This window comes from Streptomyces sp. NBC_00388, assembly GCF_036061255.1.
GTDB lineage: Bacteria > Actinomycetota > Actinomycetes > Streptomycetales > Streptomycetaceae > Streptomyces.
Genome location: NZ_CP107949.1, coordinates 1 through 24,042, shown reverse-complemented (window position 1 = coordinate 24,042; position 24,042 = coordinate 1). Strand labels below are relative to the sequence as shown.

Genomic DNA, 24,042 nt, shown 5'->3' with positions numbered 1-24,042 from the left:
CGGAGGGGGCGGAATGGCGCTGGGGGGACATCTCGCGTGGCTCGGCCGGCGGGACACGGCGGAAGCCGAGGGGCCGTATCCCGGCAAGGTCACCGAGGCACTCAAGATCCGTGTACTGGTGGTCGAGGGCGACGACAGTACGGCCGAGGAAAGGGTGCGCTACCTGCGTCGGCACGGGTACTCCGCGACCAGTGTCGACACCGGGGAGGAAGCGCTGCGTACGCACCAGCACTCGGACCTGGTCGTGCTCGACCTCGACCTTCCCGACATCGACGGCCTGGAGGTCTGCAGATCGATACGGGAGGCGGGTGACAAGCCCGTCATTTCTGTCACCGCCCGCGACACCGAGCTGGACAGGGTCCTCGCCCTGCAGGCCGGAGCGGACGACTGCGTGGTCGCCTCGTGCGGAGCACACGAGGTGATGGCCCGTATCGAGGCCGTACTGCGCCGGGCCCGGCCGGAGCCGACCCGGAGCATCTCCGTCGGGCCGCTCCACATCGATGGCAAGACCCGTGAAGTCCGTCTGCGTGGCGGACCGGTGAATCTCACGGCCAAGGAGTTCGAGCTGCTGTACATCCTGGCCTCGGGACCCGAAAACGTCATCACCCGCAAGGAGTTGATGGACAGGGTATGGGACACCAGTTGGGCGGCGGACTCCAGCCGCACCATAGACACGCATGTGAGCAGCCTGCGTGCGAAGCTCGGTGCCAGTACATGGGTCATCACCATCCGTGGCGTCGGCTACCGAATGGGGCGCGGATGAGCCCCTACGTGCTGAGGCCGGCCCCTGTGTCCGGCTGCGGGGTCCTCCGGCGGAGCGCATCGCCGCGCGCTCCGCCCGCGACTTCGCGGCGCAGGCTGGTGGCGCACCGTGGCCCGTGGTTCAGGGCCGAGCGGGTTTCGCCGGCTCGATGTCCCCGATATCTCGCCCGATCTGCTCGATGAGCTGGGCGATGCGCTCCTCGTCGCGTCGGTAGTGGGTCCACTTCCCGACACGCGCGGAGCGGACGAGGCCCGCGCGTTCGAGTACGGCCATGTAGGCGGAGACGGTGGACTGTGCCAGTCCGGTCTTGGCCTGGATGTGGCTGACGCAGACGCCTACTTCGTTGACGGGGAAGTGTTCCTCGGGGACGCGCAGCCACTGCAGCACCTGCAGCCGCACGGGGTGGGCGAGCGCTTTGAGGGGTTCGACGAGAGCCGTGAGGCCCTCTGCCATGGGCGTTTCGTATGTCGTCATGGGGCCTTCTCGGACGGGCGCGGGACCGATTCCTATGCATCGAGGATAGGCGATACGTTACGCCATCGTCGGCCGTCCACCGCGGGTGCGCAAGCGACTTGACACATCGCATCGACATACTGCGATACTTCGATTTGTTCTGTTCTTGTCAGGCACGGCACGGCACGCTCCCGTACCGCATGCCACTACAACGAAGGGTTTTCACATGCCTATCGGGCTCATTGCCCTGGCACTCGGGGGCTTCGGTATCGGCCTCACCGAGTTCGGGATCGTAGGTCTGCTGCCTGAAGTGGCAGACGATTTCCATGTCTCCGGAGCGGCGGCCGGGTACCTGGTATCCGGTTACGCGCTGAGCGTCGCGATCGGTGCCCTCGCGCTGACCGCGGCGATCGCCCGCTTCGACCGCAAGAAGTCCCTGGTCGGCCTCATGGTGCTGTTCATCGTGGGCAACCTGATCTCCGCTGTCGCCCCGACCTACGAGCTGCTCATGGTCGGCCGGATCGTCGCGGCCCTGTGCCACGGAGCGTTCTTCGGTATCGGTGCGGTTGTCGCCTCCGACATGGTCGCCGAGAACAAGAAGGGCAGCGCCATCGCGCTCATGTTCGGCGGCCTGACCGCCGCCAACGTGCTCGGCGTGCCTCTGGGTACCTTCGTCGGCCAGCAGTTCGGCTGGCGCTCCACGTTCTGGGCCATCACCGTCATCGGCGTCATCACGCTGATCGGCATCCAGGTCCTGGTGCCGCAGACCACGTCGGCCGGGCAGACCAGCCTGCGCGGCGAGCTCGCCGTCTTCCGGCGCGGTCAGGTCTGGGTGTCCCTGGCACTCAGCGTCCTCGCCTTCGGTGCCGTGATCGGCGCCTACACCTACATCGCCTTCACGCTCACCGATGTCAGCGGGTTCGCCACCAGCACCGTGCCGTGGCTGCTTGTCGTGTTCGGTGTGGGCACGTTCATCGGAAACTTCATCGGCGGCAAGGCCGCCGACAAGTCCCTCAACGCCACGCTCGCCGGCATCATGGCGCTCCTCACCGTCCTCCTGTCGGTCTTCGCCCTCACGGCGGAGAACAAGGTCGCCACGATCATCTCGCTGCTGCTGATGGGGACCATCGGCCTCGCGGCGGCGCCCGGCCTGATGGTCCGGATCATGAAGTACGCCGACGACGCGCCCACCATGGCCTCCGGCGCCAACGTGGCCGCGTTCAACGTCGGCAACGCGCTCGGAGCCTGGATCGGCGGGCTCACCATCGCAGCCGGGTTCGGGTTCGTCTCCCCGCTGTGGGTCGGTGCCGGCCTCGCCCTCGCCGCCCTCGTCGTCGCGGCAGGAGGTGGCTCCCTGAGCCGCCGGTCTGTGGCGTCCGTGGGTGCTCCGGTTGACGCCGCGCCTCATTCGGTCGCCGCCGCACCGCAGGCGGTAAAGGTTGAGTCCGGCATTCAGTAGGAGTGTGGCCGGGCAGAGAACCGGCCATTAGGTAAATCAGGATCGAGGGGCCTTCGGGCTCCCTCGGTCCTGATTTTTTTGTTCCGTGGAACCGGTGCGCCTGTCTTGCGGAATCGGCACGCCCGAACAGTACTGGAAGGGGCTCCGGCGAGATCCTGTACCGCCCTGACCTGCCCAATTAACAATTGCCTGACATATCTTAATGTTCCTCGAAAGCTAACTCGCCCACCGTGTAAAGACGTAAACAAGCCTGTACTGGAACCCATTGAATTGGGCCGGACTATTGGACAGACTTCTTCTGGCGATCCGATGGAAAGCGTCGGACGCATTTCCAGAACATTTCCGCGGGAACGTAATCCTCCGCGCCCAAAGACGAGCGCGTGAAGCACCGCGACGGAATCACCGTCGCCGCACAGCCCAACGCGAGAAGGTGATGCACGTGTCCAGCTCCACCTCCCCTGTCCGGCCGGTTCCGGCTACCGGCTACCGGCCCGCACCTGTTGAGGACATCCTCAGTACGAAGGACCGCGTACGCGTGGCCGGGTTCTTCCCCGGTCTGGGAAGCCGGGCCTTCTACCAGGGCCTCGGCAGGTCCCTCCTCGACTCCGGCATCCCCGAGATCACCGAGATCTACCAGGAGGCCGCCCGAGCCCTCGGCTTCCCCACCCGGCCCGATCTGCTGCTCGCGGCATCCGAGAACCTCCCCGCGGGGAAGTTGGAGCGGCAGGGCTTCATCGGGGCGGCCCTGCTGGTGCACAGCCTGTCACTTGACGCTGATCTGCGGGACCGGGCCGGGAGGAACGGCACGCCCCTCAGTTTCATCGCCTACACCGGCGAGAGCTTCGGCATCCTGACGGCCGCAGTGGCGAGCGGCTCCCTGTCCGTCTTCGACGGCGTGAAGATCGCCCAGGTGTTCACGCCGCTGATGCTGCTGGCGGCCGGTGGCCGGAGCACCGACGAGGCATTCGCCCGGAACATCGCCTGCTACCTGCCCGAATCCGTCCAGCAGGCGCCCCTGGTGCCGGAACCGTCCCACGTGATCGCGGTGAAAGCGCAGAGTCCGGACGCCCTCGCGGCGATCCTGGCCGCAGTGCACGACGCGTACCCGGTCACGGATGTCGAGTTGCACAAGACGTACTCGCCGACCCAGGCGAACGTCTACGTCCGCACCGGCATCAAGGCCGAGTTCGACCGGTTCATCGCCGGCTTCCCGGATGTGGCCACCCAGGAGCTGAAGGACCCGACCGTCTTCATCGCCCACTCCGCGCGGATGCGGCCCGCCCGCCAGGCTCTGGAGAAGTACCTCGACATCCAGCAGATCCGCTTTGCGGAGCCCCGCATCCCGGTGGTGTCGAACCACGACATGTCGCTGCACACCACGGCGGCCGACATCCGCCGGGGGATCCTGGCCATGACCGACCAGGTCATGGCGTCCCGGGACACCTGCGAGATCCTCGACAGCTTCGACGCGGACATCGTTCTGGAGCTGGGCCTCGGTAACAAGTCCGCCCAGCTGCTGAAGGACAACAACATCGAGGCTCCCGTCATGGCCTACACGGGAGGCACTGAGGACACCGACCGGTTCCTGCATGCCCTCGGTGTGGCGGACGGTCTGATGACCGAGCTGGAGAAGCTGTACGCCGCAGGGGACCAGTTGGAGAACAGGCACTACGACACCCTCCGGGAGCTGTTCCGCCTCACCACCGGCGACGACGGCTGGGACGACTACTTCGCCCGTACGCTCGGGCGCGTCATCACGGCGGAAATGCTGTGCCCCGACCGGGAAGGGGCGCCCGCGTTCTACCAGTTGCTCGAAGTCTTCCAGCACACACGGAACTACCGGGAACACATCAGTGTCCACCACGGCGAGCTGGCCACCCGGGCGCGTCTGAAGAAGCGGGTCACCAGCGAGGACCCCACACTCCTCGGCAAGGCCTACGTCGAACTCCACGTCATGGACCACGCAGGCGATGGTGCGACGAAGACGGTGGACACCGACCGCCCGGAGGTGGTCGTCTTCCACTTCGACGGACTGGCCGAGCTCGACGACGAGGACCTGGCGCGCAGGACCCAGCTGCTCCTCGACACCCAGCCGACTGCGTTCCAGGCCTACCACCAGATGCTCAATGGCCTGCGCGGCAGCAGCCGGCACGTCCCCCAGGTGGACCACCGCATCGTCTACCCGTACCTGCTGTTCCACACCCTCGTCCGGCACCGGCCCGCGCTGTTCACGCAGAGCGACTACTACCTTGAGGGCAGCGACGCGCTGGGCTGGCTGGTCACCCTGGCCGTCTCCGGCGCGATCTCCCTGGCTGACGCGGTCGCACTGTCCTCGGTGCGCCTGCGCGACGATGCCGTGGAGCTGGTGCTGAACAGCCTCACCAGCGCCGTGATTCCCGTCGTGTCACCCGGGGGCGTGCCGGTCCAGTCCAAGAAGGACCTGGAGGACGCCACCCGTGCCGTGCTCCGGGGCGACGCTCTGAACACCGAGGTACGGCGGATCCATCTCAATGGCAACTGCCAGATCATCGCCCTCGGTTCGGGCCTGGACGGCCTCGCTGTGGACGTAGGCCCCTACCACGGACACGCCATACGCGTCGTGGAGCCGGCCGAGGCCTGGAAGAAGCGCCTCAGCCCTGCCCTGGACGCGTTCGAGTACGCCTGCGTCCTCGCCATGACCGGCGAGAACGAACGCGTACTGGACAACGCCCAGAGCCGCAAGGTCCTCTCCAGTACGGTCTACGCCTACGTCAACGCCGACGAAACGATCGTCAACTTCGGCAAGGGCGGCAGCGAGTCCATGACGATCTTCATCAGGAAGCAGGGTGAGGACCACGTCACGGTGCGGAAGATCCTGAGCGAGGCCCTGACGACCGCGCGGTGGAACCCGGACGGAGACGGCGTGATGCTGCCACCGTTCGCGAAGGCCAAGAAACAGGCCGAGTACCTCCAGCACCTGCCCGCGCCGGTGCGCGACCACTTCCCCGAGGTCTTCACCACTCTGGAACGGGAGGTCCCCGTCCCGGCCCATCTGCAACGTGACGGTCGAACGACCCACCGGGAGGTCATCTACGAGATGAGCTACGTGGCGGGTGACGAGGTCAGCCGCTTCGTGGAGAAGCAGATACCGCCGCCGGCGGTGGTCGCCCGCCTCTACGAGCAGATCATCCGCGTGCTGAACGAGAACGTGCACAGCGCGGGCCGCCTCATGGCGCCGGGCGAGACGCTGGACACCTCGTACTTCAAAAAGATCGAGGACCGTCTGGACCTGTGCCGCCGCACAGCACCGCAGACCTTCGGTGAGCACCTTCTCGGCACCGAGCAGATCGTCATCAACGGTGTCTCCTACCTCAACTCCGCGGCACTGCTCAAGCGGTTCCGGGCGGCCCCCGACTTCCTGGAGATCCTTGAGCCGGCCTTCCACTCGCTCGTCATGGGCGACACGAACACCGAGAACATCAAGATCACCAGCTGCGAGCAGCTGCTGCACGCCCAGAGACTGATCGAAGCCGGGGCGCCGCAGGAGGACATCGACGAGGCAGTGGATGCCATCACTCCCGCCTCGCTGGGGATCAAGTTCCTCGACCCGCGGGCGATCGGATACAAGACCGACGGCAAGGACACCTGCGACGACGCGATGTACGACAACAAGCCCTGGCACAACTCCCTCGGTCACTACGACGAGATCCACTTCGAGCAGTTCAAGATGAGCGTCGACGTCGGGCAGGGCAAGACTCCCCGTGTCGACATCACGTTCCTGGACGGCAACCCGTACCAGAAGGCGTACCGGGTGCGTGACGTGATCCCCAACGGGGGCACGGTCAACACCGAGACTCCCGAAGGCCTGGAGGACTACTTCGCTCCCGTGATGACGGCAGCGCTCGGTCTCGACGACCCTGAGTCGGCCTATCTGAGGGACGACCCGTACTGGCTGGTCCGGTTCGTGTTCATGATGGGACAGCACTTCACGGCCATGCCGCCGTTCCACTTCCAGAAGGAGCTGGACGGCACGCTCATGGACACCTACCAGACCCAGCGCCGCCCGGTGGCGATCTACTGCGAAGGCATCAAGTGGCTGAACTGGGCCCTTCAGATGCTGGAGGGCACCAGGACCGAGTTCCTCGGCCTTGAGACGCCTCTCCGACACCTCCTGCGCAACTAGGGACTCACGTTCGCCGCCTCGCGCGCACCTTCTTCCTCCAGTGGCCTCGGGAAGGCACAACCATGCCTTCCCGAGGCCGGCCCCGGCCTCCCCCTCCTCAAGAAGGACTCTCGTATGACCTCCGCCTCGTTCTCCGTTCCTGTGGACGGCCTGCACCACCTGTCGAACGAAACCCGCATGATTGCCACCCCGTGGAGCCGCATGGTGCGCGGCACAGGTCTGGGGCAATACCCCATCGCCTACGACCCCGATGCCGCCGCGCGGATCCGGCAGTCGTTCGCCCTGCTCGGGGAGAAAGGCGTCGACGACAACACGTACAGCCGGTTCTCCCGGCTCCTGGCCGACTTCGTCCTGAACATCGAAGACCCCGCCCGCTCTCCGCGCCGGTCCGACATGGAACAGGACCTCGGCCCGATCCTGGATTCCGTACGCGCCGAGGAAAACCCGTACTTCCGGCTCATGGCCGGCTGCATCCTGATGGACGCCTTCGCCAAGCTGGGCCTGGACAAGGACCTGCTCGTCAACGCCGAGACCGACTTCCCGGCGGAGATCCTGGCCGTCGCCGACACGATCGAAGCGGACCGGATCAAGGACGAGAACGCCGGACGGCACGGCCAGTACGAGAAGCTGTCCGCCTACTCCGCAGTCTTCCTCGCCATCGGGCAACTCGGCCTGAAGGAAAGGCTGGTGACCGGGGCGCGCAACTACATACGCGAAGCACTGGACCTGTTGGAGGAGATCCCGTCACCGTTCTTCCGCGGGCGCGGCGGCGCTGTTCTCCTGTCGGTCATCTCCCTGCTCGGATACGGACGGTTCATCTTCGGCGAGGGCCGGGACTACATAAAGGAGGTCTTCGACCATCTGGACCGTGCGGACGAACTGAACAGTCCCCCGGCGTTCCCGCAGCCCATGTCGGAGAGCTTCCCGAAGATCTACCCGCTCCTGACGATGCTGAATGCCATCGCCATGAGCGGCCGGCCGGAGGAGTACCTGGCCTACGGCCGGGACCGGCTGGCAGAGGCAAAGGAACTGCTGGGGCGCATCACCCCGGTCGAACGCACCCATATGGGCCTGTACTACATCATCGCCCTGCATAATCTCGGCCGGCTCGACGACCAAGTCCCGGACCTGGGCGCGCTTGTTGAGGACACCGTTGGCCAGTGGGTGCACATCGATCCCGGAGCGAACTACTTCCTCAACGGAATCGCCTACCCCTACGTCATTCAGACGGCCATGCTCACCGGCCGGATGGATCTGATCAGCGGTAAGACGCTGGAGCGTCTCGTGGACGGCCTTCCCGATCTGAACCGCACGGACGACGACCGGATCAACCGCCCCTATCCCTTCGCCTACACGTTGAACGCGCTGGCCGAGATCGGCTCCTCGCACCTCTTGTTCGAGCCCAGGGATGCCTACGGAGGCGCGACGCCCATCGCCTGGATCATCGACCAGCTCTCCGAGGGAGGCCGCGACGAACACCGCCTGTACATGCTGAACCATGCCCTCGTCAGCTATGCCCTCCGCATGCGCGGTGCGGGGAGTGAGGAGACGCCTCTGTTCAAGGACTTCCACTTCCGTCACCTCAGGGGCGAGGACGACTCGACGAGGGACTGAGCTGATCGTGGACTGCGCAGCTGGCCTGCCAGTCGGGTGTCTGCTGTTCGGTGCAGACGCGGAGTGGCAGGTCGCGACGTTCTCGTGGGGGGAAGCCCACGGTCCGGGCGCTGTCGGCGGTGGTGGTGCAGCGGGCACGGGCGACACTGGCTCCAGTCGCCGTCAGGGCGATGCTCGGCTGTTCACGAGCCTTCGGTGTCCAGCCGCTCCGCGGACTGGAGCAGGTACTCGGGCAATTTTGAGCTGGCGGCCAGCACCTCGACGCCGATGAGGCGGCCATGCTCGTCGAAGTCGAGGTTGATCATGGCGTCAACGTCCACCGGATCGCAGGGATACATGCGCGCGGAGTTCACGCGGGCCTGCGGTTCGGTGAGGTACACGTACGCTGCGTCCACTGTCTTGTCGTAGGTGACTCTGACGTCTGCCACGGTGAAGGGCTCCCTTGCTGTTGTTTTGCTAGCGGCGCTGTCCTTGTCCACCGGCTCAAGAACTGCACCGACCTCAGGCTGAATCGGGAGTCGAATCGCTTGGACGTCGATTCTTTGGCGTGATCGTTCGTTGAAGCCTGCATGACGGATCTGGTCCACTTGATCACCGACCGGAACGGACTGCCGCTCTTGCTCGGCACTTCCGGCGCGAACATGCACGACAGCCTCGGACTTTGAACCGCTCGCCCGCGGCATCCCGCCGATCCGGACCCGGCGAGTAACTCGTCGACGGCGCCCGACAAGCTCCACGCAGACAAGGGCTACGACTACGACCACCTGCCCCACTGGCTCCGCAGGCGCGGCATCCGGCACCGCATCGCCCGCAGAGGAATCGAGTCCTCACAGCGCCTGGGACGTCACCGCCGGGTGTGGTCGAGAGAACCGTGTCCTGGCTGGCCGGCTGCCGACGCCTCCGCCGCCGCTACGAACGCAAGGCCGAACACTTCCTCGCCTTCGTCGGCATGGCAGCACTCCTGACCGGATACTGCTGCCTCGATAGGCCGATCAAACCGAGAAACCAGTGAGCCGAGGCCGGGCCCCCTCGCGTCCGAAGGCCAGCACCTTGGCAAGTACCTCGCGCACCTCGTCAATGCCCTCGGCCGGCACGTCGAGCACCGCCTCGATCTCCGCGTCCTCCAGTTCCAGGTCGTCCAGACAACCGGGGTCCAGCGACACCGTGAGCAGGTTGCCTGTCAGAGCCACCTCGCGGACACAGCCATAGGCAGTGCACTGGTCCGGGGTCATCACGCAGTACGTGTCGAGCCCGAGCGAGATGTCCTGTGCGGACGGCTCGCCGACAGCGCTCGTGAACAGCAGGAAAAAGCCCTCCTCCTCCTCCTCCGCCACGCCAGCCTGCATCTCGCCGTCAACGTCGACCTCGGCAGCCACCGCACGGGCCGTGAACCTGTATGTCATGCGCCGGTTCTATCAGTCGCCCCCCAACAGCACGCTTTGGAGCTGGCCTTCGACAGCTAAAACCGCATACGTCGATCTGGCAGCCTATCCGGAGCGCGATGGACCGATCACACCAGAGGCTCAGAGATCGTCCACCTGAGGCCCCATTCTGGGGTCCCATTCTGACTACGCTCCGTCATATTCCATTACGGCGATGGAGCTTGCGGCCAAAACCCACTTGAAGCCGACCTCGGTCATCGACGGTGCCCTGCATCCCGAGTGCGGTTGGATGCAGGGCGTATGCGTCACCAGCGGAATCACACCTTTGACGTTGCCACCGATGCAGTGCTGTTGTCGCGCTGCTGGATCAGCTCCTGGATCAGGAGCTCGCGCTCGTGGTCGGACAGTCTGGCGGCTCCCCAGCGGATCTGGGCACTGAACTGACCTGCACTCAGTTTTGCCAGCATGATCTCCCCGACTGCCTCTTCGTCACCCCAGGGCATTTTGATCTGAGGCTTGGCCGGGGGTGCGACACTGACCGAGGGCGTCGGCGTCGGCGTCGTCGTGCGCGGGTCAGGGATCGTCTCAGTTGTCCGCGATCCCGCTTCCTCGGCAGCGGGCTGCTTTTCGGCGCCGACTGGTGCACTCCCCCGCTCGTCGGTTTCGGTTCCGACCGGTGCGTCCTGCGTCTGCTTCCGCCGGGCCGCTTGGCGTGCCTCCTTCTCGCTGTTTTCCTGGGCCTTCTTCTCCTTCAGCCGCTGTAGGTGCTCTTCCTGTTCTTCGGCCTTCTTGTTGCCCACGCGGCGCAGCAGCTCGGCCGGCTCCTCGCCGCTCTGCAGTTTGGCCTTGAGGTCGTCGTTCAGTCCGAGCAGGGCGAGCCTCTGGGAGACCCAGCCCTGTGACCGGTGGAGCCGGGCGGCGAGCGCTTCCTGGGTGCCGTGGACTGTGAGGAGTTGCTGGAGGGCGTTGGCCTCGTCCAGGTGGTCCAGGTCGTTGCGGTGGATGTTGGCGACCAGCGCCGATTCGAGGATCTCGTCGGGGTTGCTGCCCAGGTCGTCGTCCAGCATGACCTTGACGGTCCGGTTTCCCGCCTCGCGTGCGGCTGCGAGACGGGAGTTGCCGTCGATGACGACGTACTTCGTGCCCTCTTCGAGGGTGTCCTCGGCCTGGTCGGGGTTGGCCTTGAGGTAGGCAAACCTGCCCATGATGCTGATCGCGGTCTTCTGACCGTGATCGCGGATGCTGCCGGCGAGGTCAGTCAGGTCGCCCAGTGAAGTGCGGGGGTTCAGCGGGTTGAGGCTGATCAGCTCCACTTCAAGCTCGACTGGGGGCGGCGTGCCCTCGGTCGGCGCATTGGTCGCCGCGTTGACAGCAGCCCGACGCGAGCTGATGGGACGCGTCCGCTGGAAGGAGGAACCGGATCCCAACGATGCTGCCTTGCTCATGAGATCTCCCGGGCGAGGGCGCGCATTCCGACGGACTGGTCGCAGCGGGGGGCGTAGGCCAACAGCGGTCGCTTCACACGGACCGCCTCCTTCTGTTCCTTGAGGTCGGCGATGACACCGACCACTCGCGGATCCTTTATGTCCATCCAGTTCTCGAGGGAGGACGTAGCGATGTAGCCGCGGCGGGCGTCGTAGTGGTTGACCACAATGCCGAGGTAGTCGAGTTCGAGTTGCATGTCGTCACGCAGATCCTCGATCTGGCTCGTCAGCAGATCGTAGGCGTCGGCGGAGCTGTCCTCGGCCTGGACGACGACCAGGGCACCGGAGTTGCCCGTCGCTTCCTCGGGCCGGCGCCGTCCGTAGTAGACGGCGGCATCCATGCTGAGTCCCAGGCTGGGAGGACAGTCCACGATCAGTACGTCGTAGTCGGCCTCGACCACGGCCAGCGCACGCTCAAGGGCGGCTTCGCGGGCACGGACCCCGGAGAGCTTCACGTCCAGGAGAAACGCGTCCGTGCAGGCGGGCAGGAGACGAAGGCGGTCGCCGAAGCGTTCCTCCTCGATGGTGACGATGAGGTCCCGGATGTCGCCCTTGCCCTCCCCCGCCATGTACTTGGTCAGGCTGTCGTCCTCGATCGGCAGCGGCTGCTGACCGAGTTGCTTGGTGAGGTGGCCCTGCGGATCGAAGTCGACCAGGAGAACCCGCAGCCCAAGTCCCGGCAGATCCTCGTAGTTCAGAGCCGAGTCGGCCTCCGTGCTCTCAGGGTCAGCACCACCGGCAACTGCGAGGACAGCCGCAAAGTGCTTCGAGATGCGTACCGGGTACAGCTGGTTGGGGTCCTCCGCGAGGGCCTCCCCCGTACCCGCCGTGATGGCGGTCTTCCCCACTCCGCCCTTCTGGTTGCAGACGATGATGCGGCGCGGGATCACCGGCCGCTGAACCGTCGGGGCGGGATTCCTCTCCAGCCACAGCGCCACGGACTGGGACAGTCCCTGAATGAGGGACACTCCGCGGGCCGCGCAGTGAGCGCGGAACTCCTCCCACTGCCCCTCGGGGAGCCAGGTGGAGAACGACCGGGCTCCCGCCGTATCAACAGGAGCCAGGTTCGAACCCAGACCCTGCCAGGCTGCGATGCCGGCCTCTACAGCGTGCTGGATGTCGACGCGGTGCTGCGCAGTGCGGATCTTGAGATCCTGCTGCAGCCCGCCCGGGAGTTTCGAGACGACCTTCTCGCGGTCGTTCAGGGAGGGCGAAGTCATGGAAGACACCTTACTAACACCAAAGATCGATTCAAGCATCACCGCGTTAGATGTTGGCCATCGTTGTCCTGTCTCTGCGATGTGTAGGCAATCCCGCTCTTCTGTGGGCAAGTGGGCCACCGTCCCGGTCATCTGTAGGCAAGTTCTGAGGTTGACCTTCACCTTGGGGGAGGCCACAGCATCGGTTGAGCCGGGCGACGCGCCCGGCATGAGGAGGAACGAGCATGGAGTTGCTGACCATCGGGGCGTTCGCGAAGGCGTCCCGGCTGTCGCAGAAGGCACTGCGCCTTTACGACGAACTTGGCCTCCTGGCCCCCGCTCGCGTCGACCCGGTGACCGGCTACCGCCTCTACGCGCCAGAACAACTGGAACAGGCCCGGCTGGTTGCCTGGCTTCGGCGCCTGGGGATGCCCCTGATCCGCATCCAGCACGTCTGCAAGCTGGATGCGGCGTCGGCAGCCCAGGAGATCCGCGCGTTCTGGGTCCAGGTCGAAACGGACACCGCCGCACGGCGGGACCTGGCCACCTTCCTCATCGACCACCTGTCCTGGAAGGACCCTGCCATGTCCCCGACCGCCAAGCCCCTGGGAATCCGTTACGCCGCTCTGTCCGATACCGGTGTCGTCCGTGAGAGCAACCAGGACACGGCATACGCCGGGTCCCGCCTGTTCGCCGTCGCCGACGGTTTCGGAGATCAGGGAGCCCCCGCGAGCGCGGCCGCCGTCGACGCGCTCAAGCACCTTGAAACCGAGGGCATCCCGGCCGGCAATCTCCTCAACGTCCTGGAAGACGCGATCGAACAAGCCAAACAGGCCGTGCATGGCATCGCCGCGACCAGCTCTTCTCCCGAAGAAGCCGGAACCACACTCACCGCGATGCTCTGGACCGGATCTCAACTCGCCCTCGTCCACGTCGGCGACTCCCGCATCTACCTCCTGCGCGACGGAGAGCTGTTCCAGATCACCCACGACCACACCATGGTGCAGTCGATGGTCGACGAAGGACGCCTCAGTCTGGAAGAAGCCGCCTCCCACCCCCAGCGGTCCCTGCTGATACGCGCATTGGGCCAAGGAGCCGACGCCACGCACGACATGCGTCTCCACGACGCTCAGCAGGGAGATCGCTACCTGCTCTGCTCCGACGGTCTGTCCACCGTCGTGTCGACCGAAGAGGTCCGCCGGGTGCTCTCCGAGATCAGTGATCCCGAACCGGCCGTCCGCGAACTCATCACCCTCGCCAACGGCTCCGGCGGCCCGGACAACGTCAGCTGCGTGGTCGCCGACGTCATGGAGCTCCAGCAGTAGGAGCGAGTGGCATGCACTTCGAGTTGCACCAGATCCGCTCTCGGGAACTCATCCGTGAAGCTGACGAATACCAGCTCGCCCGACAAGCCAGGAGAGCCGGGTCGGCTCCCAGGGCCATGCCGGTCAGCTCACCGCGACCGACGCCAAGGAACCTGCTGGCTCGGCTCCGCGGCTGAACACCCCCATGCCTACGGTTGAGCGGGACACAGAACGCCAACACGTCCCACTCAATCGTAGGCGTCGCAGGTCAGGGCCTTCCTCTGCCCACAGATAGCTGGGACAGGACAATCGTCCTTCATGGTGACGAACCATCGCCTCCCCTCCCCCACCCACCGGTTCACCGACCGTCGCACCCCACCCGCACATTCGACCCGCCTCCGACCGGCTACCGGCAAGAGACCCCCGACCGTGAGTCAGGTGCCACCGGGGCCGCCACCTACCCGTACGGATCTGCACCGCCCACAACGGCCAAGCACTCAAGCACCCCGCAGCCGATCAGCAACCCCACCTACTGAGCTGCTCCTCTATTACGACGTAATAATCGACGAGCTACAGATCCACTCCCTTCCATGACCCAGCCCCACCGCGCGATCTTGCTGCCGGAGACAGCGGCTCACCGTCTGAGGGAGGCGGCCCCGGACGAGGTACAGCACCTGCTCGATCACACGAAGCAGGGCGCCGAGATCAGAGAGCGCCGTATCAAGCGCCTCCCCCTCATGGGAGGTGACCGGCTTCGAATCCCGGCCCTGGAGCCCCAGGACCTCCGGGCTACGCGATCTAGAGCTGGAGTGGAGCGCTCACTTCGACTGCGCCACTCCCCCGGCCGGCCCCGGCCACACAACCTCGCCAGTGCACTGTCTGCCAGAACTCCTCTTCGCCGGCCGAGCCATACATCTCATCAGCCGGCAGATCCGCCGCGCGTCCGGATACTCAGAGGAATCGGCATGAAGACGGCTGCCTCGATAGTTCGACAAGGAACGCATCGCGCGGGTCAGTCAAGGACCACGTTGATGTTGCGCCTCGGCATGCGCGCAGCCCAGGGCGACGCTAGCGGTGCCAAGCAGGCGCTCCAGGCATGGGGGAGTCGTCATTACATATGCAGCCGGATGGCGAGTCGGAGCTCTCTCCCCCGGCGCGTCCACGCGAGCCATGACGACCCACTCCCGGCCACCCGTGTCACCAGCAGCTGCGCGGCTCACGTGATCGCCGTATTACGCCGTAATAATCGTCCTGTACCCGCGGTGCTCGCCCGTGGAGAGCGCGGTACCAGACCTCGAAGTCTCATCCGCAGCCAGAGGGTGGCTCCGCTGATCAGCTTCGCGGCCACGATGAGCGCCCGTGCGATGGTGCACCCGTTGAGACCTTCCAGACGCGTCTGAGCCCTTCGAGTTCGGTTCGGGGGAAGTGCTCACCCCATTTGCCTCGGTAGCCGCTCTCGTCATAGGCCCGAGCCACATCGTCGAAGCAGCGGATCACCGCTCGAGCCAGGGCGTCAACGTGGAGTTGGCTCGACCAAATCTCGGTTCCCTTGTTGTCATGGTCGCTGCCGCAGGGCAATTGCAAGAGGCGGATCCAGACGTTGTCACTGTGGCGGTAGAAGATCCACCGGAAGGCGGTGGGCTCGGCCTCGAACTGTGCGCGCGTCTCCGTCTCGCCTGAGACGAGCCGGGCCACGGTAGTCAGGAACTCCTCTGGAGCACTGGTGATGTAGGAGACGGTGAGCTCGACTTTGGCCTGTTGATCTTCAACGGTGCAGTTGGCCCAGCCATGTCCGTCGAGCGTCCAGGTCATACGCATGCCCCTCGTCCGTTCCGTTCCGTTCCGTTCCGCGCCGAGCGACGCTGGCGATATACCCGGAGGGGGAAGATCGACAACGCGAGGGAGGGCGGCGGTCAGAGGACGGAGTGGCCAGGCAGGTACTCGGGAACCCAGACCGTTGCCGTCCCGAGGAAGGCAGTCAGGTCGTGCTCAGCGCGGCTCGGTCTCGGCGACAGGCCAGAGATCGAAGCCACCGGGGGAGTCCATCTCCAGGACGGGCTGCTTCACGATCACCTGGCGAAGTGTTCCCTATCCGTCGCCGGTAGGGCCTCCCCCCCCGGATTACGCCGAGCTTCAACCAGCCAGCGACTGTTCAGCGGCGAGGAGGAGACGTACACGCACAACCCCAGGAGGACCGAGCTGGGGACACCTGCTGAGACAACACCGCTGTCCACCCAGGCGGCACGACACAGCTTCGACTTCGACAAGCAAGTCCAATGTGCGCGGGGCAAGGGCAGAGGGCACTCGGGGCTGCGAGATATTACGGCGTAATAGCGTGACCGCTGCGATACGGCGATCCAGCGAGACCTGCGGACGGTGGAAGACCGCACGCCGCCTGCAGCCCGCGGGACCTTGCCGCGCTGAGTGCCGCGTCTGCCACCGACCCCAGTTCGCGGAGACCGTCCACTGCCGCTGCATGGCGAGCGACCCGGCTCCGATAGCGACACCCGACGGTTACGCTACGGCGCCGCCCTCAAGGGTGGAACTCCCGCCGGCGCTACCCGCCCTGGTCTCCACGCGAGAGGCCGCCTCACCCCAGACCGGCTCCCAGAGGGCAGTTGGGAGACGGTCACTCAGCAAAGTCAGGCCGCACCGTATTACGCCGTAATAATCGCTCGCTCACGATGGCCCCGGCATCAAGCGACCTCAGTAAGCCTCCTGCGTGACCCGGCGCGCGGATGCTCACACGACTATTACGGCGTAATACCGCGACAGCCCACCGCGGCGCGGTGGGGGAGTGACAGACGAAGGCCAAGAGGGCGAGGGCCTGTACGGGCTCCGAACCGTGAAACCCGTACAGGCCTGGCAGCGCCTCGGAGGTTATTGGTTTCGGCCTGCCATGACGCCGCCGTCGACGTCCCAGATCGCGCCGGTGACCCAGCCGGCCTGGTCGGAGAGAAGGAAGGTGGCCACGGCGGAGACGTCCTCGGTGGTGCCGATCCGGCCGATCGGGTGGAAGTCGTTGAATCCCGCCAGGACGGTGTCGACCTCAGCCGGTGGGATGAAGCCCTCGTAGATGGGGGTGGCTACCACGGCCGGGGAGATGGCGTTGACCCGGATCTTGTGGGCGGCCAGCTCCAGGGCGAGGTGCTGGGTCAGGGCGTGCAGGCCGGCCTTGGCCATCGAGTACGCCGATGACGGGGTCGCGGCGATGGCCTGCTTCGCCCACATGCTGCCGATGTTGACGATGGCGCCACTGCGGCCGCCGTTCACCATGTTCTGTGCCACGGTCTGGGTGATCAGGAAGGTGGCCTTGTTCAGGTCCAGGTAGGCGTCGTAGTCGGCCGGGGTGTGTTCGAGGAACGGCAGCGGCCTGAACACGCCTGCCGCGTTGACCAGCAACGTCGTGTCAGCGTGCTGGCCGGCCAGTTCCTCGCGCACCCGCGCCACCTCAGCGGGATCGCGCAGGTCGGCGGTGATGCCCCACGCCTGTCCGCGGGTGGCCAGGTCGGCCACGGTCTTCTCGACCCGTTCGAGGCGGGAGCCGATGACGACCGCGCTGCCGCCGCGGCTGACGACGTCCTCGGCGATCTGACGGCCCATGCCGCTGCTACCGCCGACTACGACGAGCTTGCGACCGGTGAAGTCCTGTCCCATGATGGTTCTCCTCATTCGGCTACCTACTAGTTGGAAGGTTGACTGGTCATGCGCAAGAGCGCCGCGGTGCCACGCGCGGCGGCCTTGGGTGGTGCGTTTTCAGAGCAGGGCGTCGACCAAGGTCGCCGCCACCGACCGGACCACATCCCGATCCTGTCCGGCGGCGCCGTCCGGCTGCCCGTGAGCGCGGGCCAGGAGCAGCGCCCCCTCCAGGGACGCCAGATAAGCCTCGGCCGCCGCACCGGTCCGGGTGGCGGGCATGCCCGCCTCTGCCAACACGCCGGCCACCCATTGCCGTTGATCGGCGAAGAACGCGTCCGTCGCCTGCCGTACCTGAACGGGCAGGCTCTCCGCATCCACGGCGAAGACGCCGCAGAGGCAGATGCGGCCGCCTTGGGCAAAGGTCTCGGCGTACAGCCCGGCATATCCCACCAGGCGCTGCCGCGCGCCCACCGCGTCGTCGTCGACTTCCTTTCGCGCTACGGCGAACCGTTCCCGATAGCGCGCGATCAGCGCCTCGGCCAGTGCGGCTTTGGTGGGGAAGTGGTGGTGGATGCTCGGCTTCGTGATGGACAGCTCGGCACTGATGTCGGCGTAGGAGAAGCCGTTGTACCCCCGAACCTGCACCAGCGTCTGAGCGCTGTCCAGGATCCGATCCGCTGTCGTAGTCACCCGACAATTTCTACCTTCTAGTTGGTAGGCAGTCAAGTTCAGTGAGCGGCACCACCGCCAAGGAGCTCGGGCTGAGCGAGGTGGAGATCTCCCATTTATCCGGACACGCACGCAACACGATCCGCACCATTCTCCGACGCAAAAGGCCGGGCAGCCGGAGTGGATGCCAGTGGCCCTGCGGCAGTTGGGCGACTGCATCAGCGCGGAGCCGAGAAGTGCTCAACTACCGCCGCGGACGATCGCGGCGCGCTGATTGCCTGGGCCTGGCCCATCGGCCTGGTCGACAACACCGAACAGTAGGGGCGCGGACTTCAACCCGGGTTACAACCCTGGGTTGAAGGAGTTCGGGGCGCATCGGCGGATGCTCTGAGACATGACAACGACCGACTGGTTCATCGACATCGCGCTGCTGCTCATCGTCCTTCGCCAGATGCGCGAGGAGCGGCTGACCACCCGCACCATCCTCCTCCCGCTCGGCATGATCGCCTGGGCCGCCAGCAACTATCTGACCAACATCCCGACCGCCGGCAACGACGTACTGCTGGCCGTGATCTTCGCGGCCACCGGGGTCGTCCTCGGCCTCGCCGGCGGTCTGCTCACCCGCGTCCGGCACGCTGGCGGGCACGTGCTGATCAAGGCCTCCCGTGGCGCGGCCGCACTCTGGATCATCAGCATGGGCTTCCGCCTGGGCTTCGCGGTGTGGTCCACACATTCCTCCGGCGCCGCCCACCTGACCGGCTTCTCCGCCGCGCACAACATCACCAGCGGCCAGGCCTGGGTCGTCGCTCTGCTCCTGATGGCGGTCGGCGAGGTCGTCGTCCGCCTGGGCACGATCGTCATCCGCGGCCGGCTGCTGCAGGCGCGGGCCGGCCGCAATGCGAACAAGCCGGCCCACCGCCTGGGCGCCTACGTCTGAGCCGCGAACAGCCCGCGGCGCGGCACTCGACCCGTGCCTCGAACCCACAGCTCACCTTGCTCAACACCCACCCACACGTGATCAGCACGGAGGTCCCTCATGTCCGCATCGCACCGCACGCCGCGTGCCCCCACCCTGCCTCGGCTGGCCATGGCCGTCGCCATGGTGGTCCTCGGAGCGGTCGCCTGTTCGCCCGGCGGAGGGCACGCGACCAGCGCTTCGAGCAGCAAGCCGAGTCCTCGGGCCACGGCAACGACCCCTATCACGGCGGCGTCGACCGTCCTCCCGAACTCCGCCCTGAGCGGGCCGGGCGCGTTCCTCGGGCCGGTGCGCCAGACCCCGGTCAACCACATCACGATCGGCTACCGCCAGTTCGGCTCCGGCCCCGACCTCATCATGGTCATGGGCGACACCGGCACCATGAGCGACTGGACGCTCAACCTGCTGAGCCAGCTCGGCCGGCACTACCACGTCACGATCTTCGACAACCGCGGCGTCGGCTACACGACCGACGACACCTCGGTCCCCGACACCATCCCACTCATGGCGGACGACACCGTCGGCCTGATCAAGGCGCTGGGTCTGCAGCACCCCACGCTGCTCGGCTGGTCGATGGGCGGCGAGATCGGCCTGACTGTCGCCGCACTCCACCCAGGTGCGATCAGCGCGCTCGTGAGCACCGGCGGCGACCTCGGCGGCAGCCGGGCCATCAACACGCCGCCCACCGTGGCCAAGGAGCTCAACAGCCCCAAGACAACGGGGCCGCAGATGCTGGACCTGCTCTTCCCTGCCGGCGCCACCGCCGCGCGAAGCGCGTACATCAAGCAGCTCGGTCTGATCCCGCCGGAGAAGGTCGGCAACGAGACGCTGCTGCGTCAATACCAGGCCGGGCAGGCGTACGAGTCCTTCGAAGGCACCTGGGACAAGCTGCCCGACAGCACCATCCCCATGCTGATCACCAACGGCTCCCTCGACGAGATCACCCCGCCCGGAAACGCGAGCATCATCACTCAGCGGGCCAAGCACGCCAAGCTGGTCATGTTCCCTGACGCTGGCCACGCGATGCTCGTCCAGGACTCCGGCCAGTTCGTCTCCCTGGTGACTCAGTTCACCAAGACGTCAGGCATTGAATAGCAGACCACCTCAAGCATCGAGAACGGCGGCGACGGCCTCGATTTCGACGAGTTGGTCGTTGTAACCGAGCACGGTGACCCCCATCAAGGTGCTGGGGACGTCGTGGTCGGCGAACGAGTCCCGGACTACCTGCCAGGCGGCCACCAGGTCCTCCCGCCGGGTCGATGCGACGAGAACCCTCGTGCTGATGACGTCCTGGAGCGACGCTCCTGAGGAAGTCAGAGCAGCCTGCATGTTCTCGATCGCTTTCGCTGCCTGGCCCGCGTAATCCCCGATCGCCGCTGTGGAGCCGTCATCGTTCAGCGGACATGACCCGGCGAGGAAGATCAGGCGGGACTCAGCAGGCGCCGTGGCCGCGTAGGCGTACTCGGCGACGTCGGACAGAGAGGCGGAGCGGATCAAAGTAATGGCACGAGCCACAGTCGTGGGGCCTTCCTCCTCGGGGTACTGAGCGCGGACATCTTGCCAGCACCCGAGCGGCTCCCGCCTCCTCTTTTATCGCCGCCTCACGACAACGCCGTCATTTCTGCTCGGCACTCTTGAACCGGATGGTCCCCAACTGACTCCGGAACCAGTCGACAAACGCTGTTCCTGGAGATCAACGAAGCCACCTGAGCGCTTCCCGGGCTCTTTCAGTTCGTGATGGCCTGGTCGGCGTCACAGAAGATCTGCTGGCACATGATCGCGTTCACGCCCTCCCACCAGGGATACCTACGCAGGGCGCGCGGCCCCGCACTCGGCCCGAGCACGTCAGAGGTGTCAAGGAGTGCAGTGCTCACCGCAACAAGCGCTGTTCGCTCGAAGACGACCAACGGTTGGATCACCGCCTTGATGGTGTCGTCGTGGGTGGCGTCGTCAGGCAGCGGGCGCGGTGTCGATGTTGCGGGCGAAGACGGCGGCCCGGGCGGCATGGTCACTGCGGGTGGGGCTGCCCTGGCCTTCCCGGGCGACCTGGCCGAGGAGTGGACGGGCCGGCGGCCGGTGGTGACGACGAGTTGGCTGATGGGGCCGAGTGCGGCGTGCAGGCCGGACGGGCCATGCGCAGGGCTGGCTCACTCCCGGTGCGTGATGGCGAGGGTCGTGGTCAGGCTGTGGGTGAGGGCGGTGCCGTCGCGCATGGTGCTTGCCCAGGCGATATGGCCGTCGGGGCGGACGAGGACGGCGCGGAGGTCGGTGAACTCGGCCGGTGGCTGGTACGGGGTGGCGGTGTGGACGTGCAGTCCTCGGCGCTCGTACCCGGCGAGGCGGCCGCTGCCGGTGAGGTCCAGCAGGAGGTGGCGGTCGGCGCGCAGCAGCGCGAACAGGCCGGTGTCGCCGAGGGCGAGGTCGGGGGCGCGGGTGCCGGTCAGCGGGTGGCCGCCGGGGGTGGTGGGCGGGTAGGTGACGCCGAGGGAGCTGACCTGGGCGGCCAGGTGGTTGTTGAGGTCGGGCAGGGCGGTGATCAGCCGGGCGAGGAGGCCGCGCAGGTCGAGTCCTTCGGGGGTGAAGGCGGTCATCAGGGCGACCTGGGCGCGGCTGGTGGCGATGAGGTCGGCGCCGACGGGGTGGCGTTCGGCGTGGTAGGTGTCCAACAGGTCTGCGGGCGCCCAGCCGTTGAGGGTGGCGGCGAGCTTCCAGGCCAGGTTGGTGGCGTCCTGGATGCCGACGTTCATGCCGACGCCGCCGGCGGGGAAGTGCTGGTGGGCGGCGTCTCCGGCGAGGAAGACGCGGCCCTCGCGGTACTGGTCGGCGAGGCGGGTGGCGTTGCCGTAACGGGAGAGCCAGGCCGGGTCGCGCAGGCCGAAGTCGGTGCCGGCCATGGCGACCACGTTTTCGCGCAGTTCGTCCAGGGTGAGGTCGCCGGGCCAGGTGGCGGTGAGGTCGCGGGGGGTGATACCGACCAGGCGGTGGAGGCCGCCGGGCATGGGGACGGCCATGAGGGCGCCCGCAGAGCCGAAGTAGCTGTAGCCGGGGGCGGGCGGGTTGTCCAGGACCACGTCACCGAGCCAGCCGAGCACGGTGGTGGGGGTGCCGGGGTAGTCGATGCCGGCCGCGGTGCGCACGGTGCTGCGGGCGCCGTCGCAGCCGACCAGGTAGGCCGCCTGGAGGGTGGAGGGCCCGTGCGGTCCGGTGGTGTGCACGGCGATGTGGTCGGGGTGCTCGGTGAAGCCGGTGACCTCGTGTCCGCGCAGGATGTGCGCGCCCAGGTCGAGGGCTTGGCCCTCCAGCAGTGCCTCGGTGCGCTCTTGGGGCAGGGCGAGGGTGTGGGGGAAGGGGCTGGGCAGGCGGCGGAAGTCCAGGCGGGAGTCGAGGCCGCCGAAGTGGCCTCCGGGCAGCGGTATGCCCTCGCTCACGAAGGGCTGGTGCGCGCCGCGGGAGGCAAAGGTCTCGATGGTGCGGGGGTGCACGGTCAGGGCGCGGGAGCGGGAGTCGCGTGCGGAGCGGGGCTCGATCACGGCGACGGTGATGCCCGCGCGGCGTAGTTCGCCGGCGAGCCAAAGGCCCACGGGTCCGGCACCTGCGACGACAACCTGATAGTTCATGATCTTTCTCCATCTCGACGCAGAGTCTTGGTCGGTGACCAACGCTTGAGATGGAGTAAACTAGGTCAGTGACCAAGAAGCAAACCGGAGAAGACGCCGCAGGCCAGCTCACCCGCAGCGCCGTGATCGATGCCGCCCTCCGGGTACTCGACGACCGCGGCCTGAACGCACTTTCCACCCGGGCGGTCGCCGACCGACTCGGCGTGCGGATGAACACCGTGCTGTGGCACGTGAAGACCAAGGCCCGGATGCTGGAACTGATGGCCGACGCCGTCCTCGCAGGTATCCGCTACGACGACCTGCCCGACGCCCCTCGGGCACGCGCCCGTGAACTGGCCGGCCGTTACCGACACGCGCTGCTCGCCCATCGCGACGGCGCCGCCCTGGTCACCGGCACCTATCCGGCCGAACCCAACACGCTGCGCTTCGCTGACCGCCTTATCGACGCGTTCCTGGAAGCCGGTGCCGATGAGCGGCAGGCGGCGTGGACGGCTTGGACGGTCAACTACTTCACCCTCGGCCTCACCCAGGAGGAGCAGGCCGAGGGCGAGGAGGACGATGCGAAGCTCGCCCAAGCCATCGAACACGGCGCACACCCTGCTCTGGAGCGCGTCATGCCCCATCTCCGGCAGAACTTCGACGAGCGCTTCGTCTTCGGCTTGGAGGCGGTTCTGTCCCGCATTCCCCACTGACAGCGCGCCCCTCCCGGGGGCACCCAGACGCTGCTCCCGGAAACGGGACGGGGCCCGGCCCTGCGCAACTCGTCGAGGGAGTACACCCTCTCCTGTGCAAGATGGGTTGGAGCCCGGCGCGGAACCTTGCATCGGAGTTCCAAGCCGGGTTCTCACGTCAGCGATGACAGGTATTCGGACCAGTTCTGGCCGACGAGCGTGGCCCAGCATTCGGCGGTCTTGGGGGTGGATGCTGAGCAGGCTGCAGCCAGAGGGTATCTCTTACTTCTACTAACTCTACATGCTGCATCAACCGATGATGCGTCACACCGAAACCGGGACGCGCGCCCCGTCTTTGTAGTCAGCCAGACCCGCTTCAGCGGGCTCTGAGGTCCTGGAGGCGTAGCTGGAAGGGCCGTTGGGCGGGGGAGCGCAGCGGACCCACCCAATCAGGTAGGAGCGAAGCGGAAACCTGACTGTAGGGATGCAGCCTCAGCAGGTCTGGCAGCGCAGCGGACAGACCATCAACCCGCCTGCGAAGCAGGCGGGTTGAGTGGATGGCGCAGCCATTCACAGGCGCTCACGCGGAGCGGGGCGCAACGCCCGGGCGCAGCCCGGGCGTTCGCTTGCACATCGCGCAGCGATGTGGT

Annotated in this window: 19 protein-coding genes and 1 pseudogene; 9 read left to right on the top strand and 11 right to left on the bottom strand. The window is 66.5% G+C overall.

Going from position 1 to position 24,042, the window contains the following annotated elements; genetic code table 11:
* The first annotated feature begins 13 nt into the window (after window positions 1–13).
* On the top strand, window positions 14–763 hold the full coding sequence (locus OG917_RS30265; RefSeq protein ID WP_328322397.1) for a response regulator transcription factor: 750 nt from the start codon (window positions 14–16) through the stop codon (window positions 761–763).
* 120 nt (window positions 764–883) lie between these two features.
* On the opposite strand, the gene OG917_RS30260 is transcribed toward OG917_RS30265, so the two are convergent.
* Window positions 884–1,237 carry an ArsR/SmtB family transcription factor gene (locus tag OG917_RS30260; protein WP_328322395.1) on the bottom strand — a complete coding sequence of 118 codons (354 nt, stop codon included), beginning with the start codon at window positions 1,235–1,237 and terminating at the stop codon, window positions 884–886.
* Between the two features lie 205 nt (window positions 1,238–1,442).
* Between OG917_RS30260 and OG917_RS30255 the strand changes: the two genes are divergently transcribed.
* The 3 genes from OG917_RS30255 to OG917_RS30245 all read left to right on the top strand — a co-directional run bounded on the left by OG917_RS30255 (window position 1,443) and on the right by OG917_RS30245 (window position 8,451).
* Window positions 1,443–2,675 (top strand): MFS transporter, encoded by a 1,233-nt coding sequence (locus OG917_RS30255; protein WP_328322393.1) that lies wholly within the window; start codon window positions 1,443–1,445, stop codon window positions 2,673–2,675.
* A 439-nt stretch (window positions 2,676–3,114) separates the two neighbouring features.
* Window positions 3,115–6,837, top strand: a complete 3,723-nt coding sequence (locus OG917_RS30250) for an ACP S-malonyltransferase (RefSeq protein WP_328322391.1) — start codon at window positions 3,115–3,117, stop codon at window positions 6,835–6,837.
* Window positions 6,838–6,951: 114 nt separating this feature from the next.
* Window positions 6,952–8,451, top strand: a complete 1,500-nt coding sequence (locus OG917_RS30245; RefSeq protein ID WP_328322389.1) for a hypothetical protein — start codon at window positions 6,952–6,954, stop codon at window positions 8,449–8,451.
* 182 nt (window positions 8,452–8,633) lie between these two features.
* On the opposite strand, the gene OG917_RS30240 is transcribed toward OG917_RS30245, so the two are convergent.
* Complete coding sequence (locus OG917_RS30240) at window positions 8,634–9,029, bottom strand: DUF2283 domain-containing protein (protein ID WP_328322506.1); 396 nt, start codon at window positions 9,027–9,029, stop codon at window positions 8,634–8,636.
* 3 nt (window positions 9,030–9,032) lie between these two features.
* On the opposite strand from OG917_RS30240, the pseudogene OG917_RS30235 reads away from it, so the two are divergent.
* A pseudogene (locus tag OG917_RS30235) lies at window positions 9,033–9,463 on the top strand (IS5 family transposase); the annotation flags it as partial.
* Here the strand turns inward: OG917_RS30235 and OG917_RS30230 are convergent.
* From OG917_RS30230 to OG917_RS30220, 3 genes are all read right to left on the bottom strand, one after another.
* Complete coding sequence (locus tag OG917_RS30230) at window positions 9,444–9,854, bottom strand: Imm10 family immunity protein (protein WP_328322387.1); 411 nt, start codon at window positions 9,852–9,854, stop codon at window positions 9,444–9,446. The pseudogene OG917_RS30235 and the gene OG917_RS30230 sit on opposite strands and share 20 nt — an antisense overlap.
* A 296-nt stretch (window positions 9,855–10,150) precedes the next feature.
* A complete protein-coding gene (locus OG917_RS30225) occupies window positions 10,151–11,278 on the bottom strand; it encodes a ParB/RepB/Spo0J family partition protein (protein WP_328322384.1) in 1,128 nt (375 codons plus the stop codon).
* A complete protein-coding gene (locus OG917_RS30220; RefSeq protein ID WP_328322382.1) occupies window positions 11,275–12,537 on the bottom strand; it encodes a ParA family protein in 1,263 nt (420 codons plus the stop codon). The genes OG917_RS30225 and OG917_RS30220 overlap by 4 nt, the downstream gene beginning before the upstream one ends.
* Window positions 12,538–12,761: 224 nt before the next feature.
* On the opposite strand from OG917_RS30220, the gene OG917_RS30215 reads away from it, so the two are divergent.
* Complete coding sequence (locus OG917_RS30215) at window positions 12,762–13,841, top strand: protein phosphatase 2C domain-containing protein (RefSeq protein ID WP_328322380.1); 1,080 nt, start codon at window positions 12,762–12,764, stop codon at window positions 13,839–13,841.
* 1,311 nt (window positions 13,842–15,152) lie between these two features.
* Here the strand turns inward: OG917_RS30215 and OG917_RS30210 are convergent.
* From OG917_RS30210 to OG917_RS30200, 3 genes are all read right to left on the bottom strand, one after another.
* Window positions 15,153–15,632 carry a hypothetical protein gene (locus OG917_RS30210; protein ID WP_328322378.1) on the bottom strand — a complete coding sequence of 160 codons (480 nt, stop codon included), beginning with the start codon at window positions 15,630–15,632 and terminating at the stop codon, window positions 15,153–15,155.
* A 1,068-nt stretch (window positions 15,633–16,700) separates the two neighbouring features.
* Window positions 16,701–17,477, bottom strand: coding sequence for an SDR family NAD(P)-dependent oxidoreductase (locus tag OG917_RS30205; RefSeq protein WP_328322376.1), 777 nt, complete (start codon window positions 17,475–17,477; stop codon window positions 16,701–16,703).
* Between the two features lie 99 nt (window positions 17,478–17,576).
* Complete coding sequence (locus tag OG917_RS30200) at window positions 17,577–18,149, bottom strand: TetR/AcrR family transcriptional regulator (protein ID WP_116175653.1); 573 nt, start codon at window positions 18,147–18,149, stop codon at window positions 17,577–17,579.
* A gap of 373 nt (window positions 18,150–18,522) precedes the next feature.
* Between OG917_RS30200 and OG917_RS30195 the strand changes: the two genes are divergently transcribed.
* Together OG917_RS30195 and OG917_RS30190 are read left to right on the top strand one after the other, a co-directional pair.
* Entirely contained in the window at window positions 18,523–19,065 is a 543-nt protein-coding gene (locus tag OG917_RS30195) for a hypothetical protein (RefSeq protein ID WP_328322371.1), read from the top strand.
* Window positions 19,066–19,164: 99 nt separating this feature from the next.
* Window positions 19,165–20,199 (top strand): alpha/beta fold hydrolase, encoded by a 1,035-nt coding sequence (locus OG917_RS30190; protein ID WP_328322369.1) that lies wholly within the window; start codon window positions 19,165–19,167, stop codon window positions 20,197–20,199.
* A 9-nt stretch (window positions 20,200–20,208) separates the two neighbouring features.
* Here OG917_RS30190 and OG917_RS30185 read toward each other — a convergent pair whose 3' ends face one another.
* The 3 genes from OG917_RS30185 to OG917_RS30175 form a co-directional block, all read right to left on the bottom strand.
* Complete coding sequence (locus tag OG917_RS30185) at window positions 20,209–20,619, bottom strand: RidA family protein (RefSeq protein ID WP_328322367.1); 411 nt, start codon at window positions 20,617–20,619, stop codon at window positions 20,209–20,211.
* Between the two features lie 212 nt (window positions 20,620–20,831).
* Window positions 20,832–21,116: a hypothetical protein gene (locus OG917_RS30180; protein WP_328322365.1), complete on the bottom strand. Its 285-nt coding sequence runs from the start codon at window positions 21,114–21,116 to the stop codon at window positions 20,832–20,834.
* Between the two features lie 135 nt (window positions 21,117–21,251).
* Window positions 21,252–22,721: an FAD-dependent monooxygenase gene (locus OG917_RS30175; protein ID WP_328322362.1), complete on the bottom strand. Its 1,470-nt coding sequence runs from the start codon at window positions 22,719–22,721 to the stop codon at window positions 21,252–21,254.
* Window positions 22,722–22,789: 68 nt separating this feature from the next.
* Here OG917_RS30175 and OG917_RS30170 point away from each other — a divergent pair, with 68 nt between their 5' ends.
* On the top strand, window positions 22,790–23,413 hold the full coding sequence (locus OG917_RS30170; RefSeq protein ID WP_328322360.1) for a TetR/AcrR family transcriptional regulator C-terminal domain-containing protein: 624 nt from the start codon (window positions 22,790–22,792) through the stop codon (window positions 23,411–23,413).
* Window positions 23,414–24,042: the final 629 nt, after the last annotated feature.

Excerpts from the sequence above, each read along its gene's own strand:
- OG917_RS30190 (WP_328322369.1), top strand. The coding sequence starts at position 19,165 with ATGTCCGCATCGCACCGCACGCCGCGTGCCCCCACCCTGCCTCGGCTG.
- OG917_RS30195 (WP_328322371.1), top strand. The coding sequence starts at position 18,523 with ATGACAACGACCGACTGGTTCATCGACATCGCGCTGCTGCTCATCGTC.
- OG917_RS30210 (WP_328322378.1), bottom strand. The coding sequence starts at position 15,632 with ATGACCTGGACGCTCGACGGACATGGCTGGGCCAACTGCACCGTTGAA.
- OG917_RS30230 (WP_328322387.1), bottom strand. The coding sequence starts at position 9,854 with ATGACATACAGGTTCACGGCCCGTGCGGTGGCTGCCGAGGTCGACGTT.
- OG917_RS30225 (WP_328322384.1), bottom strand. The coding sequence starts at position 11,278 with ATGAGCAAGGCAGCATCGTTGGGATCCGGTTCCTCCTTCCAGCGGACG.
- OG917_RS30175 (WP_328322362.1), bottom strand. The coding sequence starts at position 22,721 with ATGAACTATCAGGTTGTCGTCGCAGGTGCCGGACCCGTGGGCCTTTGG.
- OG917_RS30260 (WP_328322395.1), bottom strand. The coding sequence starts at position 1,237 with ATGACGACATACGAAACGCCCATGGCAGAGGGCCTCACGGCTCTCGTC.
- OG917_RS30220 (WP_328322382.1), bottom strand. The coding sequence starts at position 12,537 with ATGACTTCGCCCTCCCTGAACGACCGCGAGAAGGTCGTCTCGAAACTC.
- OG917_RS30215 (WP_328322380.1), top strand. The coding sequence starts at position 12,762 with ATGGAGTTGCTGACCATCGGGGCGTTCGCGAAGGCGTCCCGGCTGTCG.
- OG917_RS30255 (WP_328322393.1), top strand. The coding sequence starts at position 1,443 with ATGCCTATCGGGCTCATTGCCCTGGCACTCGGGGGCTTCGGTATCGGC.
- OG917_RS30205 (WP_328322376.1), bottom strand. The coding sequence starts at position 17,477 with ATGGGACAGGACTTCACCGGTCGCAAGCTCGTCGTAGTCGGCGGTAGC.
- OG917_RS30265 (WP_328322397.1), top strand. The coding sequence starts at position 14 with ATGGCGCTGGGGGGACATCTCGCGTGGCTCGGCCGGCGGGACACGGCG.
- OG917_RS30245 (WP_328322389.1), top strand. The coding sequence starts at position 6,952 with ATGACCTCCGCCTCGTTCTCCGTTCCTGTGGACGGCCTGCACCACCTG.